The following is a 15,025-nucleotide window of genomic DNA, read 5'->3' as shown; positions in this document are numbered from 1 at the left end:
GCAGTCTACAGCGTTTCCAGTTTGTCCAGCACCTGAGCCAGGGCTGAGTCGACCGGAATCTTTACGGCGTCACTTTCGTGACGGGCTTGCAATTCCACCACACCGTCCTTGAGGCCGCGCTCTCCAACTGTTACGCGCAAAGGCACGCCTATCAGCTCCCATTCAGCGAACATTACCCCCGGCCGGGAGTCACGATCATCCAGGATGACGTCCACACCACGGGCACGTAATTCGTCATAAAGCTTTACGGCTTGGTTACGAACAGTTTCATTTTTCCCCCAGCCTACCGGGCAAATCACGACCTCAAACGGGGCGATGGCGCGAGGCCAGAGGATCCCGCGAGCGTCATGGTTCTGTTCGATCGCCGCGCCGGCGATTCGGGTGACGCCGATACCGTAGCAGCCCATCTGCAGGGTCGCGGGCTTGCCGGTTTCGTCCAGGAACGTCGCCTTGAGGGCTTCGGAGTACTTGGTACCCAGGAAAAATACGTGGCCCACTTCGATGCCGCGCTGGATCCTCAAGTGACCAGATCCATCCGGGGACGGATCTCCTTCGACCGCATTGCGCAGATCCGCCACGAGCTCGGGTTCGGGCAGGTCGCGTCCCCAGTTGGCTCCGGTGTAATGAAAGTCTTCGCGATTGGCGCCACAGACAAAGTCAGCCATGTTGGCGACGGTCCGGTCTGCCACGACGTGTACCGGCAGTGTCGTGCCGATAGGTCCCAGATAGCCGGGTTTGCAGCCGAAATGCTCGACGATCTCTGATTCTGTGGCAAAGCGAAAGTCCGACAGCCCTGGTAATTTGCCGACTTTGACTTCGTTAAGCTCGTGGTCGCCGCGCAGCATCAGCAGCCAAATCTGGACTTTGCCGGGTTCGGGCTCGGTGGCCAGGACCAGGGACTTCAGCGTGCGCTCCAGGGGCAGCCCCAGCAGCTTGGCGACGTCTTCGCACTTGGCGGCGCCGGGAGTGGGGGTGGCTTGCAGGGGCTGGACGGCGGCGGCGCGCTCGGCCAGCAGGCCCGGCGCCTCGGCCAACTCAATATTGGCCGCGTACTGGGAATCTGGGTTGTACACGAGCAGGTCTTCGCCGGTATCGGCAATGACCTGGAACTCATGGCTGCGCGACCCGCCGATCGACCCGGTGTCGGCCGCGACGGCGCGGAACTCCAGGCCCAACCGGCTGAAGATACGCATGTAGGCGTCAAACATCCGGTCGTAGCTTTGCTGGGCGCAGGCCTCGTCGCGGTCGAACGAGTAGGCGTCCTTCATGGTGAATTCGCGGCCACGCATGAGCCCGAAGCGCGGACGACGTTCGTCACGGAATTTCGTTTGGATGTGATAGAAATTCAGTGGCAATTGCCGATAGCTGTGAATTTCGTTGCGCGCGATATCGGTAATGACCTCTTCCGAGGTGGGCTGCAAGACAAAGTCGCGTTGATGGCGATCTTTCATGCGCAGCAGCTCGGGGCCATATTGCACCCAGCGCCCGGATTCTTGCCAGAGCTCGGCGGGCTGGACGATGGGCATCAATAATTCGATGCCTCCCGCCGCGTTCATCTCTTCGCGGACAATGGCCTCGATTTTGCGGATGACCTTCAAACCCAGGGGCATATAGGTGTAAATGCCGCCCGCTAACTTGCGGATCATGCCGGCCCGTGTCATCAGTTGGTGGCTGACGACCTCGGCTTCGGAGGGGGCTTCTTTCAGCGTGTTTAAGTGGTAGGTAGATGCGCGCATAGTTATAGGTGGCTACGGATACGTATAATTGACTGTAATTGTATTGAATTTGGTGGGGGTGGCCATGCTTGATCGTGAAGGCTACCGTCCCAATGTCGGCATTATTCTCGTCAATAGTAAAAACGAGGTCTTTTGGGGCAAGCGAATCCGGGAACATGCATGGCAGTTTCCACAGGGCGGCATCAAATACGGCGAAAGTCCGGTGCAGGCCATGTATCGCGAGCTCCACGAAGAAGTAGGCTTAAAGCCTGAACATGTCCGTATTTTGGGGCGCACACGCGATTGGCTGCGCTATAACGTGCCGGATCACTTTGTCCGGCGTGAGTGGCGTGGGCACTATAAAGGTCAAAAGCAGATCTGGTTTTTGTTGCGCCTTGTGGGGCGTGACTGCGACGTATGTCTGCGCGCCACGCCGCATCCGGAGTTCGACGCTTGGCGTTGGAGTCAATACTGGGTGCCACTGGATGCGGTGATCGAGTTCAAGCGCGAAGTCTACACCCTTGCCCTGAACGAACTCTCCAGCGTCCTGTTCCGGCGCCAGCACGAAACCCGCTATCTCCGCCAACGGGTCCACGGCCCGGCACGCGCGGGCGACAATTTATCTGCCGAACCTGACGGCCATGCGCATATTGTTGGTTGAAGACGAGCTCGAAATGGCATCGTGGCTAGTACGGGCGCTTGCGCAAAGCGGGTTCACGCCCGACCATGCGCCGGATGCGCGTAGCGCCGAGGCGCTGATGACCACTCACGAGTACGACGCGATCGTCATGGATTTGCGGTTGCCTGACAAGCACGGGCTGGTGGTGCTGCGAGATATGCGCAGTCGCGACGACCGCACGCCCGTCCTGTTGTTGACGGCGCAGGGGGCATTGCAGGACCGGGTGCGCGGCCTCAATCTTGGCGCCGATGACTTCCTGACCAAGCCGTTCGCCCTCGAGGAGCTCGAAGCCCGGGTGGCGGCGCTGGTGCGGCGCAGCCGGGGTCGACAGCAGCCGCGATTGCAATGCGGCTCCCTTTCTTATGACGGGGAAAGCCGCGCTTTTACGCTGGATGGCGTGTTGCTGCTGCTTACGCCTCGCGAACACGCTACGCTCGTGGCGCTGCTCACACGCAGTGGCTATCCGGTCGACAAGATCCAGCTCTTCGACAAGGTTTTCACTCAGGATAGCGGGTCCAGCCTGGATGCAATCGAGGTCGTGTTGCACCGATTGCGCAAGAAACTGGCAGGCAGCGATGTGCGTATCGTGACCGTGCGCGGTCTAGGGTACATGTTAGAAAGCAGCACGAGTGAAACTGCCGAGCACTGATCGTTTTCGTATGCCGATGATCGGCATACGTACCCTGTTGATCACCTTGCTGCTGCCCGGGGTGATTCTGCTGTTGGTTATCGACAGCTGGAACGACTACCGGACCTTGGCCGCCATCACCAACGAGGCTTACGATAGCGCGCTGCTAGAGCCGGCACGGGTGCTGGAAAGCAGTATCGAATTCACCGACGATGGCACGCTGGCCGTGACAACCCCCGTGTATGCGCAGGTCGTTCTCGAGTCCAAGGCGGGTTTGCGTAAATATTTCCGCATCGAGGAAATCGATCCGCCGATGCCGGAGGGCGCTACCTCTGTGCCTGGCACTGGGCGGACATTGGCGGGTATGCCCGAATTGCCAAGGCCTCCCACCTGGCCGACGTCAGGGGGCGCACCGATTTTCTTTAACAGCGTTTATCGCGACGATCCCGTGCGGGTGGTAGCCGTGGCGCGCGATTTGTATTACCGCGGACAACATCGTCAGGTACTGGTGTTGGTGGCCGAAAGCATCGGCCGCCGTTTGCTGGCCGAAGGCGCCGCGCGACGTCAGGAGTTATTGCGCGATGCACGCATGTTGGCATTGGTGGCAATCCTGGTGTGGTGGGGAGTCGCCTGGTCATTGCGGCCACTGACCCGGTTGCGCAACGACATTCGTACCCGCTCACCTGACGACATGACGTCGCTGGACGCCTCGCGTGTGCCAAGCGAGGTAGTCCCCTTGGTCGAGGCCGTGAATTACCACATTGAGCGGCATCGACGAGTGCTGGACGAACAGTCCCACTTTTTGGCCGACGCCTCGCATCAGTTGCGTACCCCGCTGGCCATCATGCTCACGCAGGCACAATATGCCCTGCGTGAACCCGACCACAATCGCGCTCAAGAGGGGCTGCGCGCGATAGTGGATCAGTTGGGCCGCACCCGTCGCTTGACTGAACAGTTGCTGTCATTGGCACACGCCAGTCAGAACGAGGCGCCCACTCGCCAGTTGCTGGATTTGAGCGAGGTCGCGCGCAACGTGGTCCTGCAATACTTGCCGCTGTCGCACGAAAAACATCAGGATTTGGGTTGGGTGGCGGCCAACGTCGCGGACGTGGCAGCGGGTATGCCAAGTGCATCCGAGGCCATTGAGGGCTCGGGTGTGACGGCAGTGATTGGCGAGTCGGCCTTGCTGACGCTACCGGTGCTAGGTAGCGAAGCCGAGCTGCACGAGGCGTTGGCAAATTTGCTGCACAATGCGATTCATTACGCGCCTGTTGGCGCCCGGATTACCGTTGCCGCCGCGGTGGTGGGCGATCGGGCCGAGGTCTCTGTCTCTGATAACGGCCCGGGCATTGATGCGGCGTCACGCGGCCGAGCGTTTGCGCGATTCGACCGCTTGGGGCCCGGGCGTCCTTCGATCTCGTCGGGGTCAGGATTGGGGTTATCCATTGCTCGTGCTTATGCGCGTCGTAATGATGGTGACATTATGCTGCGTGATGGCGAGCCCAATGCACAGGGCGGTGTGGGGCTGGCGGCCGTACTGTGGTTGCCGCTGGCGATGCCTCGAGGCATCGAGGCTGGTTCGAGCCATGGCACGGTCACGTAGCATCAAGCGTGATCGCTGGTTTTCGTTCGGGCATACAAACCCGGTAGCCGTTCCGAAATAAAGTCCAAGAGGGCCCGGACGGCGGGTGCCATTCCGCGGCGCGATGGGTAGATGCAATGCACAATACCTGTTGGCGAGCCCCATCCCGGTAATACCTGCAACAACTGTCCCTGGCGTAGCGCTTCGTACGTGGCCACGCTGGGTAGCAAGGCGATCCCCCGACCCCGCACGGCCGCTTCGGTCAGGACGATGAAATCATTGCAGGACAATCGCGTTTGCACCGACACCTGCACTTCATCGCCGAGCGTCTCATTGCGCAGGCGCCAACGTACGTCGGTTTGCGGGTCATTGAAACTCAACGTGGCATGTGCAGACAGATCGTGTGGCGTGGCGGGCGTCCCGTGGCGCTGCAGGTACGCAGGGCTTGCGACGAGGGTGCCGACGTCTTCGCCCAAATGTCTTACCACCAGTTCCGCATCCGTATCCAGACGCGTGCGTACGCGTAGCGCCAGATCGACACCTTCGCGAATCAGGTCGACACGGCGGTTGGTCGCGAGCACCTGTACGGATACCGATGGCCAGGCGTCCATAAACTCGGGCAAGAGCGGCGCCAGCATTTGTTGCGCGATAGAGATGGGGCAACTAATGACGACAGGCCCGCAGGGTTGCGATTGCAATTGCTGCATCGCCTCTTGCGCGGCGCGTGCAGAGGCGGTCATCTCTCGGCAATAATGCAGATAACGTTCGCCGGCTAGCGTCAGGCGCAGACGCCGCGTCGTGCGCTGCAACAGCCGCACGCCCAGCGATTCTTCTAGTTGGGCAATGCGGCGGGACAGGCGCGACTTGGGGATGTCCAGTGCCCGTGCCGCGGCACTGAAACCGCCGTGCTCCACTACCTGAGAAAAATAAAACAGGTCGTTCAGATCTTGCATGGCGGATTCAGTGCGGGTTGTGAGCTCAGTCTCGCAGGCGCGTAATTAGGCTGGAGGTATCCCAACGGCCACCACCTGCCTTTTGTACATCGCCATAGAACTGGTCCACCAATGCCGTCAGTGGCAGGCGGGCGCCATTATTTCGGGCTTCGGACAACACGAGGCCCAGATCCTTGCGCATCCAGTCCACGGCAAAGCCGAAATCGAATTTGTCGTCGACCATGGTGCCACCACGGTTTTCCATTTGCCAGCTTTGCGCAGCGCCTTTGCTGATGACATCCAGCACTAGCTTCATGTCCAGGTCGGCCGCTTTACCAAAGGCAATGGCCTCGGACAGTCCCTGTACGATTCCGGCAATGCAGACCTGGTTCACCATTTTGGCCAATTGGCCGGCGCCAGCGGCGCCCACTCGGGTAACCGCGCGACCGTAGGCGTGGGCGATCGGCTTGACGACGTCGAATGCTTCCTGGTCGCCGCCGCACATCACGGTCAGCACACCATTGACCGCCCCTGCCTGGCCGCCCGACACTGGGCCATCCACGAATTGCAGGCGTTGTTCACGCGCCTGGGCGTAGAGCTCACGCGCGACGTCAGCCGATGCGGTGGTGTGATCGACAAAAATCGCGCCTGGCGCCATACCGGCATAAGCGCCGTCTTCGCCTAGCACCACGCTGCGCAGATCGTCGTCGTTACCCACGCAGGCAAAGACGATTTGCGCGCCGGCGACCGCTTCGCGCGGGGTGGGGGCACTCTTGCCGCCGAACTCTTGCGCCCAGGCTTTGGCCTTGGCTTCGGTGCGGTTGTAAACCGTCACCTCATGACCGGCTTTCGCCAAGTGCCCTGCCATGGGAAAGCCCATAACGCCCAAGCCAAGAAAAGCGACTTTTTGGGATACGACCTTGTCGTAATCTTTGGAACCGATGGATGCCATACCGAGTCTCCGGGTTGTGTGTGTCAAAAGCGCAAACCTGAACGTTACCGCAATCAGCGGATCGCTCGGCCCTCTAGTGGTAAAAAAAAGCCAGGCCCTTTCGGTGCCTGGCATGATTTTCCCAATATACCCGCCACCTTGATGGACGGGCTTTAGAGCGGGCCTTAGCCTTCTTCGACGAAGGTTTCCTGACGCTTTTTGCGAATCGACGGCAGAGCGACCAGCACCACCAAGATGAGTGCGGCGCCCAGCAGCGATGCCGACAGCGGACGTTCGACAAAGGTGAAGAAGTCACCACGCGACAGCAGCAGGGCGCGACGGAAGTTTTCTTCCATCATGGGGCCCAACACCAGGCCCAGCAGCAGCGGGGCGCCTTCGCACTTCAGTTTCGCCCAGATATAGCCCACCACACCGAAGATCGCCGTGATGAAGATGTCGAACGTGTTGTAGTTCAACGAATACACCCCGATCGTGCAGAACACCAGAATGGCCGGGAACAGGATGCGGTAGGGCACCTTCAGCAGCTTGACCCACACGCCGATCAGCGGCAGGTTCAGCACCACCAGCATCAGGTTACCGATCCACATCGAGGCAACCAGACCCCAGAACAGTTCCGGGTGGCTGGTCATGACCTGCGGGCCGGGCTGAATGTTGTGGATAGTCATGGCACCAACCATCAGCGCCATCACGGCGTTGCCCGGGATACCCAGGGTCAGCAGCGGGATGAACGACGCCTGCGCGCCGGCGTTGTTGGCCGACTCGGGGCCTGCCAGACCGGCCGGGTGGCCCTTACCGAAGCGTTCCGGTTCCTTGGAGATCTTCTTTTCCAGGGTGTAGGACGCAAAGGCCGACAGCACCGAACCGCCGCCAGGCAGAATCCCCAGTATTGAACCCAAGGCCGTGCCACGGATGATAGCCGGCACGGACTCTCGAATTTCCTGCCTGCTGGGGTATAGCGAGCCGATCTTGTCTTCGAGTTCGACGCGGTTTTCTTTCTGCTCGAGGTTGGCCAGGATTTCGGCAAAACCGAACACGCCCATGGCCACGATGGCAAAGTCGATACCGTCTTGCAATTCGGGGATGCCGAAGTCGTAGCGGGCCACGCCCGAGTTGACGTCCGTGCCCACCATGCCCAGCAGCAGACCCAGCAAGATCATGCAGATGGCCTTGGGCAGCGAGCCCGAGGCCAACACCACGGCGCCGATGAGGCCCAGGGTCATCAGTGAGAAGTACTCGGCGGGGCCGAACTTGAAGGCGACTTCGGCCAAGGGGGGCGCGAAGGCGGCGATCAGCATGGTCGTGACGCTACCGGCGAAGAACGAGCCCACGGCGGCGATGGACAGTGCCGCGCCGGCCCGTCCATTACGCGCCATCTGGTGGCCGTCCAGCACGGTCACCACGGCCGATGTTTCGCCTGGCAGGTTGACCAGAATCGCGGTGGTGGAGCCGCCGTACTGGGTACCGTAGTAAATACCTGCCAGCATGATCAGGCCGGCCACCGGGGGCAGCACGTACGTGATTGGCAGCAACATCGCGATGGTGGGGACGGGGCCCAGGCCTGGCAAAACGCCAACCAGGGTGCCCAAAATGCAGCCCAGCAAGGCGTACAGCAGGTTTTCGGGAGTGAATGCTACGGAAAATCCGAGCATCAGGTTGTCCATCAATTCCATGATCTTGTCTTCCCTTGTTTTAGTTCATGCCGAGAAACGACGGCCACAACGGGAAAATCAGCCCCAGGCCTTTGATAAACGCCAGCCAGCAGAACGCGACCAGGAAAATTGCGTTAAGCAATGCGACACGCCAGCTGAATTCGTAGCTGGCAAGGCTACTGAGCACGACCAGCAGGAACAGTGAGACGTAGAGACCCAGCGGACGCAGCAGCACGCCGAACAGCACGACAGAGCCGATGATGATCAAGAGAATCTTGAAGTCGAACTTGTCGATGGTGGTTTCTTCCGCTTTGGGCGACAGTGCGCCAAGAGCGACTACCGCACCCAAGATGGCCAGACAGATCCCGAGCCAAAAGGGAAAGTAACCCGGGCCCATGCGGGCGGACGTACCCATGGAGTACTCGGCGGCTTTAAAGGCAAATCCCAGGCCGATGAGTGCGAACATCACTCCCGACCAGAAATCTTGCTTATTCCTTAGCTGCATGGTTTGCTCCTATTTACAGCATGTGAGTTAAAACCTGACCGTTCAACGAACGGCGCTCAAGCGCGATTTCTGGTGCTGCTCGATTTTTCTGAATTCGAAACACGCTTTTTTTGAGCAGGCCGCATGGTAGCGAAGGGGCTGGGACCTGCAAACCCAAGTCATCGGCTAGGCGGATGGGGTTTTCCCTAGAATGGGCACCCAAGTTGTAACCTCAGGGCATAATGGTCCTGAAATGAAAGCAAATTGAAAGTAAATAGAAAGACCTGCGAAAGGCTGAGCAGCCTCGGAGCACGGATTGGCGGTAACGCAAGTGCTGTGTCAGAATTCTTTGGTATGTCTTAATTCTGTTCGGCGCTTAAGTCCTACAGAATATTGCTAGTTTTCTCTCGTTGCGTACGTCCTCCCGGGCGACGCCCGGATGGTTTACGATACCGCCCATGCTGCAAGACTTAGATCAACTCGCCGCCCGTATCGGGCAATTGGTGCAACGTACCCGGCAACTTCAAGCCGAGCGTGATGCGTTGCGTGTCAGCTTGAGCCAAAGCGAAGCCGCTCAGCGTGCGCTCGAACAGCGTTGCAACGAGCGTCAGGCCGAAATCCTGACACTGCAAACTAAATTGCAGGAGCACGACGGAACGGTCGACGACCTGCTGTCCGAGGCGCGTCAGGCGGAAAACGATCTACGCGCGCAACTCGCTCGCGAGGCGTCAGAGCGGCAAACATCCGAGACGCGCGCCCAGACCCGCGAGGCAGAGTTACTGAGTAATCTCAATGAGCGCGATACGGATCTCCAGCGTCTACGCGTCGCGACGGATGCCGCGCGCGAACGTATCGATACGGTCTTGGCACGCCTGCCTGGTGCAGCCGCCGAAGAACAACCCTCCGGAGCGCAACCCTAATGGAACGTGTTGATGTCACCATTCTGGGGCGCGATTATTCCCTCGCATGCTCCAGCGACGAAAAGCCTGCCTTGATGGCGGCCGTACGGCATGTCGATCAGCTCATGCTGCGCATTCAGGGCTCAGGCAAGGTTTCCAGCAACGAGCGCATCGCAGTGATGGCCGCATTGCAGGTGGCTAGCGAACTATTAGCCATGAAAGCGCCAGATGGTCCACTAGGAGGTTTGGCGGTGGGTGAGTTCAAGAGTAGAATCGAGCACATGAACTCCCTGCTTGATGACGCGTTGTCCAATCGGGGTTAGCTAGTACCGGGCTTCGGCCCCCGGCGTGTCGGTATCACGCATGTTTTGATGTTTTTCAGTTTGTCCCTGCCGTGCTCGTGAATTGGCCATACACTCTCTGAACCTATGTCTTTTGGCATATTGGTTGCGTGAATGGTGAGCGGGAGTGATTGTCTCTTCGTAGACGAACCCGATGCTCAACGGATCGCGACCACCTTGAACCTCACGGTTCGAGATGCCGGCCTAGACGGCACAGGCGGGGCATCTATTTGTGCGGGCCTGTGCGTCGTCTCAGGTCCGCACCAGATAGTCTGCTTTCCTTCCCATCTCCCCTATAGGTTGCCATGATGCACACTTCCGGCGTGTCTTCATTGAATCGTGTCGCGGCTGCGTGTTGCGCCGCCTTTGCCTTGTTGGCCGCGCCGCTGGCGCTGGCTCAGTCCTCTCAACCTCAGCTCGCCCCACAAGTGGCATCCACTACAGGTGCGCCTACGTTGACCTTGCAGGCGTCCGCCGCCAGCGAGGTCGAGCAAGACATCGTGCGCATTACGCTGGCCGCCGAGTTCGAGGCAGCGTCGCAATCCAAGGCGACGACTGACTTGACGGCCGCGCTGGACGATGCAGTCAAACGCACCAAGGGAGCCAAAGGCATCGAGGTTCGGACCAGTGGCTACAACGTCTGGCCCACCACCAACGACAAAGGCAAAATCGAAAATTGGCGCGCTCGCGGAGAAATCACGCTGGAATCCAAAGATTTCGCCGCCGCCTCGGCATTGGCGACACAGTTATCCGACAAAGCGGCTATTTCGCAGATCAGTTTCTCGTTGTCGCGCGAGGCTCGCCAGGCTGCCGAAGAAAAATTGCTGAAGCAGGCGGCCGATGCCTTCCGTGCGCGTGCGCAGGCCGCGGCCACCGCCTTCGGGTTTGGCGCCTATCATGTGAAGCATCTGGAGCTAAGTGGTGGTGGTTCAGCGGTACCCGTGCCGCGCCCCATGGCCGCGATGGCCAAGGGCAGTCAGAGCGACTACGCCGATGTGCCGCTCGAGGCCGGCAAGGTCACCGTCACTATCGCGGTGAACGGGACTGTCGATTTGCGCTAAAGAACAGGAGCGCGACGCCGAACGCCACCATGGGCAGGGACAGCCATTGTCCCATGCTCATGCCGCCGGCAAGCAAGCCCAGGAAATCATCCGGCTCGCGCGTAAACTCCACCAAAAAGCGGAACGCGCCATAGCCTATCAAGAACAGCGCGCTGACTTGCCCGGTGGGCCTGCGTTTGCTCGAAAACCACCACAGTAATACAAAGAGCACGATACCTTCCAGGCCCAACTCGTAGAGTTGCGAGGGGTGTCGCGGTAAATCGCTGCCCGATTGCGGGAACACCATCGCCCAGGGCACATCGCTGGGGCGGCCCCAGAGTTCGCCATTGATAAAGTTGCCCAACCGCCCGGCGCCCAGCCCCAGGGGGATCAACGGCGCGATGAAATCGCTGACCTGAAAGAATGACAAGCCTTTTTTACGGGCAAACAGCACCATGACGAGAATCACGCCAATCAGGCCGCCGTGAAACGACATTCCGCCCTCCCAGAGATACAAGATCTCCAGGGGATGGCTCAGGTAATAGCCGGGCTTATAAAATAAAACGTAGCCCAGCCGTCCTCCCAGCACCACGCCCAGAACACTATAAAAAATCAGGTCTTCCAGGTCGCGCGTGTTGAGTTCTGGCGTATGGCCGCGTGTCAGGCGCCAGCGGCCCAGCAAATAAACCAGCGCGAATCCCGCCAGGTACATCAATCCATACCAATGAATCGCTACAGGACCAAGACGTAGGGCAATAGGGTCAAACTCGGGATGGTGCAGCATAATCCGCCACGTAAAAAAGGATTGGGTTGATAATAACCGCCACAGACGTCACGACGTAGTGCAGTCACGTAATGCTTGATAAGACTCCGGAGACAGACCATGCCCAACAATGAACGTTCAAAGCACATCACCCATGGCGTAGCGCGCGCGCCCAATCGGGCTATGTACTACGCGTTGGGTTATCAGGAAAAGGATTTTGATAACCCCATGATTGGTGTGGCCAACGGCCATTCCACGATTACTCCCTGTAATAGCGGGCTGCAGCGTCTGGCGGATGCTGCCATCGATGCCATCCGTGCGGCACAAGCCAATCCTCAGGTCTTTGGTACACCCACGATTTCCGATGGGATGTCCATGGGGACCGAGGGAATGAAATATTCGCTCGTGTCGCGCGAAGTAATCGCCGACTGTATCGAAACGGCGGTCCAGGGGCAGTGGATGGACGGTGTCGTCGTGATCGGTGGCTGCGACAAAAATATGCCCGGCGGCATGATTGCGTTAGCGCGCAGCAATGTACCCGGTATTTACGTTTATGGCGGCACCATCAAGCCCGGTCGCCATAAGGGCCAGGATTTGACCATCGTCTCGGTATTCGAAGCAGTGGGCGAGTTCACCATGGGGCGCATGGATCAGGACGATTTCAAGCAAATCGAAAAATGCGCTATTCCGGGCTCGGGCTCGTGCGGTGGCATGTATACCGCCAATACGATGAGTTCGGCCTTCGAGGCGCTGGGTATGAGCTTGCCGTACTCCAGCACCATGGCTAACGAAGATGACGAAAAAGTCGTGTCGGCCGCAGAGTCGGCCCGTGTGCTGGTCGACGCAGTGCGACGTGGCGTGTGCCCACGCGACATCATTACCCGTCAATCCATCGAGAACGCTGTGTCCGTCATCATGGCGACCGGCGGCTCGACCAATGCGGTATTGCATTTTCTGGCCATTGCGCACGCCGCCGAGGTGGAGTGGACGATCGACGACTTCGAGCGTATTCGTCGACGCGTGCCGGTCATTTGCGATCTAAAGCCTTCGGGGCGCTATGTGGCGACCGATCTGCATCGCGCCGGCGGTATCCCGCAAGTCATGAAGCTGCTATTGGACGCGGGCCTGTTGCATGGCGACTGCATCACCATTACTGGCAAAACCATCGCCGAGACACTGGCCGATGTGCCAGCGACACCCCGTGCCGATCAGGATGTCATTCGTTCGATTGACCGCGCCCTCTATCCCCAGGGGCACTTGGCCATTCTCAAGGGCAATCTGTCGCCAGAGGGCTGCGTGGCCAAGATTACGGGCTTGAAGAATCCCGTTATCACCGGTCCCGCACGCGTTTTTGACTCTGAAGACGCAGCAATGCAAGCCATCATGGATCGCCAGATTCAAAGCGGCGATGTGGTGGTGATCCGCTACGAGGGTCCTAAAGGCGGGCCGGGCATGCGGGAAATGCTGGCGCCCACCTCAGCGCTGGTTGGGCAGGGGTTGGGCGAAACCGTGGGCCTGATCACTGACGGTCGTTTTTCTGGCGGGACCTGGGGCATGGTGGTGGGACATGTGGCGCCCGAAGCTTATGTCGGTGGCCCCATTGCCCTGATTCAAGAGGGTGATTCGGTTACCATCGATGCTCATCAACAGTTGTTGCAGCTCAATATTTCTGACGAAGAGATGGCGACGCGACGCCAGGCTTGGGTGCAGCCCAAACCGCGTTATACGCGGGGGGTGCTGGCCAAGTTCGGCAAGTTGGCCAGCACGGCCAGCCGTGGGGCGGTGACGGATGCCTTCGACGCCTGATCACTTGCGCGACAAACCTCCTTCTGCAAAGGGGGAGGGGCAACGTGGGTCCAAGGGCGATGACGTCATATCGGCGTTTTTTTGAATTTGAGACAGTACGGATGTATGTAAAGCGTGGTTGGGCGACCGTAATCGCCTGTGGGGCTTGGGCGGTCGCCTGGACGGCGCCTGTTAATGCACAGGATCTGAGCCAGGCCGAGGGCTTGGCGCTGGCGCAGCGCAAAGCCTGCATGGCATGCCACCAGATCGATAGCAAGCGGGTAGGCCCGCCCTTGCGTAGTGTCGCCGAGCGTTACGCCGCGGCGGACCAGGGGGGCGCTACGGTGCAATATCTGGCGGACAAGATCCGCGGCGGCGGTCGCAGCGCGTGGGGAGCCGTCCCCATGCCTGCACAGTCGCAGGTTAGCGAAGACGATGCACGCTTGCTGGCCCTGTGGGTATTGTCTTTGGCGCCCGCCACGACAAAGTAGGCCGTTATTGCTTCTATATCTAGGGGGCCTTATCGAGTGATCGTATTGCGGCCCCAACAATATTGAAGCGCTCTATATAGTAGATACCGCGGTCCTGCCTGATTTGAATAAGGAATTGCGAAAATGACGGAATCAAATTCTTCTCCTGCCACCGAGGTCGCCGTTCTTGGCGGCGGTTGCTTCTGGTGCGTCGAGGCCGTATTGGTCGATTTACGCGGTGTGGTCAGCGTGCTGCCCGGCTATAGCGGCGGCCATGTCGATCATCCCACGTACGAACAGGTGTGTGGCAAGAACACAGGGCATATCGAAGTCGCTCGAGTCGAATTTGACCCCGCGATCCTGTCTTACGCCGATTTGCTGAGAGTATTTTTCGCTACCCATGACCCCACCACGCCGGGCCGTCAGGGTAATGACGTCGGGCCACAGTACGAATCCGCCATTTTTTGGCAAGACGCATCACAGCGCGAGCAGGCCCAGACCGTCATGGCCGAGATCGAAGCCCAACACGTATATGACGCCCCGCTGGTCACGCAACTGCGCGAGCCCGCGACTTTCTGGTCCGCTGAAGACTATCACCGCAACTATTTCGAACTGCACCCCGAGCAGGGTTATTGCCAGTTTGTCATCGCCCCCAAGGTCGCCAAATTCCGCAAGCTATACCGCGACCAACTGAAAAAATCTGTCTAAAGGGCATTCCGGCGAGGGTGCGGGCCGTTCAAAGCTGCCTCGCCAAGCAGTTGCGTCCCTGATATAGAGCGTGAATGTTGAATCTGTATATATAGGCAGCAAAGTGGCTGACGGCGCGGTTGGATAGGGCAAAAAGAGGGGAATACGTAGGCAATCAGCGGCGTGTCCCCATTTTTTTGAGGATTTGCAGAAAATAGTGCCGCTTTTGCCGTCATGCGTTTGTAATACGTGCTATAGTCTCGCTCCTTCGCTGCTGGAACACGAGTGTTCAGGCGGCGGGGCCGGAGTAGGGATGCACGAGACCGGCGGTGATGATTGTTAGGATCTCACTGCGCAGGCGATAAAAAGTGTGTTAATATTTCGGGCTCGGCAGTCGGTGAGGTCAGGGTAAACCCTGG

At 59.2% G+C, this 15,025-nt stretch carries 15 protein-coding genes and 1 other RNA gene; 10 read left to right on the top strand and 6 right to left on the bottom strand.

The genetic code is table 11. The features are described 5' to 3' along the window. Positions 1 to 5 precede the first annotated feature (5 nt). Positions 6 to 1,736 (bottom strand): proline--tRNA ligase, encoded by a 1,731-nt coding sequence (locus ACNAZS_RS19285; protein ID WP_415792123.1) that lies wholly within the window; start codon positions 1,734 to 1,736, stop codon positions 6 to 8. 64 nt (positions 1,737 to 1,800) lie between these two features. Here ACNAZS_RS19285 and ACNAZS_RS19280 point away from each other — a divergent pair, with 64 nt between their 5' ends. Genes ACNAZS_RS19280 through ACNAZS_RS19270 form a run of 3 tightly spaced genes read left to right on the top strand, consistent with a single transcriptional unit; the run spans position 1,801 to position 4,625 of the window. Next, a complete protein-coding gene (locus tag ACNAZS_RS19280; protein WP_415792295.1) occupies positions 1,801 to 2,376 on the top strand; it encodes an RNA pyrophosphohydrolase in 576 nt (191 codons plus the stop codon). Further along, positions 2,357 to 3,043, top strand: coding sequence for a response regulator (locus ACNAZS_RS19275; protein WP_415792122.1), 687 nt, complete (start codon positions 2,357 to 2,359; stop codon positions 3,041 to 3,043). The genes ACNAZS_RS19280 and ACNAZS_RS19275 overlap by 20 nt, the downstream gene beginning before the upstream one ends. A 16-nt stretch (positions 3,044 to 3,059) precedes the next feature. Further along, positions 3,060 to 4,625 carry a sensor histidine kinase gene (locus ACNAZS_RS19270; protein WP_415792294.1) on the top strand — a complete coding sequence of 522 codons (1,566 nt, stop codon included), beginning with the start codon at positions 3,060 to 3,062 and terminating at the stop codon, positions 4,623 to 4,625. Positions 4,626 to 4,627: 2 nt separating this feature from the next. On the opposite strand, the gene ACNAZS_RS19265 is transcribed toward ACNAZS_RS19270, so the two are convergent. The 4 genes from ACNAZS_RS19265 to ACNAZS_RS19250 form a co-directional block, all read right to left on the bottom strand. Beyond that, positions 4,628 to 5,557, bottom strand: coding sequence for a LysR family transcriptional regulator (locus tag ACNAZS_RS19265; protein ID WP_415792121.1), 930 nt, complete (start codon positions 5,555 to 5,557; stop codon positions 4,628 to 4,630). A gap of 25 nt (positions 5,558 to 5,582) precedes the next feature. Next, entirely contained in the window at positions 5,583 to 6,488 is a 906-nt protein-coding gene (locus tag ACNAZS_RS19260) for an NAD(P)-dependent oxidoreductase (RefSeq protein ID WP_415792120.1), read from the bottom strand. A 164-nt stretch (positions 6,489 to 6,652) separates the two neighbouring features. Then, complete coding sequence (locus tag ACNAZS_RS19255; RefSeq protein ID WP_415792119.1) at positions 6,653 to 8,158, bottom strand: tripartite tricarboxylate transporter permease; 1,506 nt, start codon at positions 8,156 to 8,158, stop codon at positions 6,653 to 6,655. Between the two features lie 19 nt (positions 8,159 to 8,177). Beyond that, positions 8,178 to 8,642 (bottom strand): tripartite tricarboxylate transporter TctB family protein, encoded by a 465-nt coding sequence (locus ACNAZS_RS19250; RefSeq protein WP_415792118.1) that lies wholly within the window; start codon positions 8,640 to 8,642, stop codon positions 8,178 to 8,180. 437 nt (positions 8,643 to 9,079) lie between these two features. Here ACNAZS_RS19250 and ACNAZS_RS19245 point away from each other — a divergent pair, with 437 nt between their 5' ends. The 4 genes from ACNAZS_RS19245 (at position 9,080) to ACNAZS_RS19230 (ending at position 10,922) form a co-directional block, all read left to right on the top strand. Then, positions 9,080 to 9,541 (top strand): hypothetical protein, encoded by a 462-nt coding sequence (locus ACNAZS_RS19245; RefSeq protein ID WP_415792117.1) that lies wholly within the window; start codon positions 9,080 to 9,082, stop codon positions 9,539 to 9,541. Further along, positions 9,541 to 9,843, top strand: a complete 303-nt coding sequence (locus tag ACNAZS_RS19240; RefSeq protein WP_415792116.1) for a cell division protein ZapA — start codon at positions 9,541 to 9,543, stop codon at positions 9,841 to 9,843. The genes ACNAZS_RS19245 and ACNAZS_RS19240 overlap by 1 nt, the downstream gene beginning before the upstream one ends. A gap of 60 nt (positions 9,844 to 9,903) precedes the next feature. Then, positions 9,904 to 10,089, top strand: a non-coding RNA gene (gene ssrS, locus ACNAZS_RS19235) — 6S RNA. An 80-nt stretch (positions 10,090 to 10,169) separates the two neighbouring features. Then, on the top strand, positions 10,170 to 10,922 hold the full coding sequence (locus tag ACNAZS_RS19230; RefSeq protein WP_415792293.1) for an SIMPL domain-containing protein: 753 nt from the start codon (positions 10,170 to 10,172) through the stop codon (positions 10,920 to 10,922). Here the strand turns inward: ACNAZS_RS19230 and lgt are convergent. After that, complete coding sequence (gene lgt / locus ACNAZS_RS19225; protein WP_415792115.1) at positions 10,888 to 11,685, bottom strand: prolipoprotein diacylglyceryl transferase; 798 nt, start codon at positions 11,683 to 11,685, stop codon at positions 10,888 to 10,890. The genes ACNAZS_RS19230 and lgt overlap by 35 nt on opposite strands. Positions 11,686 to 11,784: 99 nt before the next feature. Between lgt and ilvD the strand changes: the two genes are divergently transcribed. The 3 genes from ilvD to msrA all read left to right on the top strand — a co-directional run bounded on the left by ilvD (position 11,785) and on the right by msrA (position 14,627). Further along, positions 11,785 to 13,470, top strand: coding sequence for a dihydroxy-acid dehydratase (gene ilvD / locus ACNAZS_RS19220; RefSeq protein WP_415792114.1), 1,686 nt, complete (start codon positions 11,785 to 11,787; stop codon positions 13,468 to 13,470). Positions 13,471 to 13,571: 101 nt separating this feature from the next. After that, positions 13,572 to 13,940: a c-type cytochrome gene (locus ACNAZS_RS19215; RefSeq protein WP_415792113.1), complete on the top strand. Its 369-nt coding sequence runs from the start codon at positions 13,572 to 13,574 to the stop codon at positions 13,938 to 13,940. Between the two features lie 123 nt (positions 13,941 to 14,063). Further along, the gene (gene msrA / locus ACNAZS_RS19210) at positions 14,064 to 14,627 is read left to right on the top strand and encodes a peptide-methionine (S)-S-oxide reductase MsrA (protein WP_415792112.1); all 564 of its coding nucleotides are present in this window, start codon (positions 14,064 to 14,066) and stop codon (positions 14,625 to 14,627) included. Positions 14,628 to 15,025: the final 398 nt, after the last annotated feature.

Source organism: Bordetella tumulicola, assembly GCF_965138755.1.
Taxonomy (GTDB): domain Bacteria; phylum Pseudomonadota; class Gammaproteobacteria; order Burkholderiales; family Burkholderiaceae_B; genus Bordetella_A; species Bordetella_A tumulicola.
The sequence above is the reverse complement of the archived record's forward strand: the minus strand, read 5'-3'. Positions and strand labels throughout refer to the sequence as shown.

What these genes read in the sequence shown, in the direction of transcription:
- ACNAZS_RS19285 (WP_415792123.1), bottom strand. Translation starts at nt 1,736, where the DNA reads ATGCGCGCATCTACCTACCACTTAAACACGCTGAAAGAAGCCCCCTCC.
- ACNAZS_RS19280 (WP_415792295.1), top strand. Translation starts at nt 1,801, where the DNA reads ATGCTTGATCGTGAAGGCTACCGTCCCAATGTCGGCATTATTCTCGTC.
- ACNAZS_RS19275 (WP_415792122.1), top strand. Translation starts at nt 2,357, where the DNA reads ATGCGCATATTGTTGGTTGAAGACGAGCTCGAAATGGCATCGTGGCTA.
- ACNAZS_RS19270 (WP_415792294.1), top strand. Translation starts at nt 3,060, where the DNA reads ATGATCGGCATACGTACCCTGTTGATCACCTTGCTGCTGCCCGGGGTG.
- ACNAZS_RS19265 (WP_415792121.1), bottom strand. Translation starts at nt 5,557, where the DNA reads ATGCAAGATCTGAACGACCTGTTTTATTTTTCTCAGGTAGTGGAGCAC.
- ACNAZS_RS19260 (WP_415792120.1), bottom strand. Translation starts at nt 6,488, where the DNA reads ATGGCATCCATCGGTTCCAAAGATTACGACAAGGTCGTATCCCAAAAA.
- ACNAZS_RS19255 (WP_415792119.1), bottom strand. Translation starts at nt 8,158, where the DNA reads ATGGAATTGATGGACAACCTGATGCTCGGATTTTCCGTAGCATTCACT.
- ACNAZS_RS19250 (WP_415792118.1), bottom strand. Translation starts at nt 8,642, where the DNA reads ATGCAGCTAAGGAATAAGCAAGATTTCTGGTCGGGAGTGATGTTCGCA.
- ACNAZS_RS19245 (WP_415792117.1), top strand. Translation starts at nt 9,080, where the DNA reads ATGCTGCAAGACTTAGATCAACTCGCCGCCCGTATCGGGCAATTGGTG.
- ACNAZS_RS19240 (WP_415792116.1), top strand. Translation starts at nt 9,541, where the DNA reads ATGGAACGTGTTGATGTCACCATTCTGGGGCGCGATTATTCCCTCGCA.
- ACNAZS_RS19230 (WP_415792293.1), top strand. Translation starts at nt 10,170, where the DNA reads ATGCACACTTCCGGCGTGTCTTCATTGAATCGTGTCGCGGCTGCGTGT.
- lgt (WP_415792115.1), bottom strand. Translation starts at nt 11,685, where the DNA reads ATGCTGCACCATCCCGAGTTTGACCCTATTGCCCTACGTCTTGGTCCT.
- ilvD (WP_415792114.1), top strand. Translation starts at nt 11,785, where the DNA reads ATGCCCAACAATGAACGTTCAAAGCACATCACCCATGGCGTAGCGCGC.
- ACNAZS_RS19215 (WP_415792113.1), top strand. Translation starts at nt 13,572, where the DNA reads ATGTATGTAAAGCGTGGTTGGGCGACCGTAATCGCCTGTGGGGCTTGG.
- msrA (WP_415792112.1), top strand. Translation starts at nt 14,064, where the DNA reads ATGACGGAATCAAATTCTTCTCCTGCCACCGAGGTCGCCGTTCTTGGC.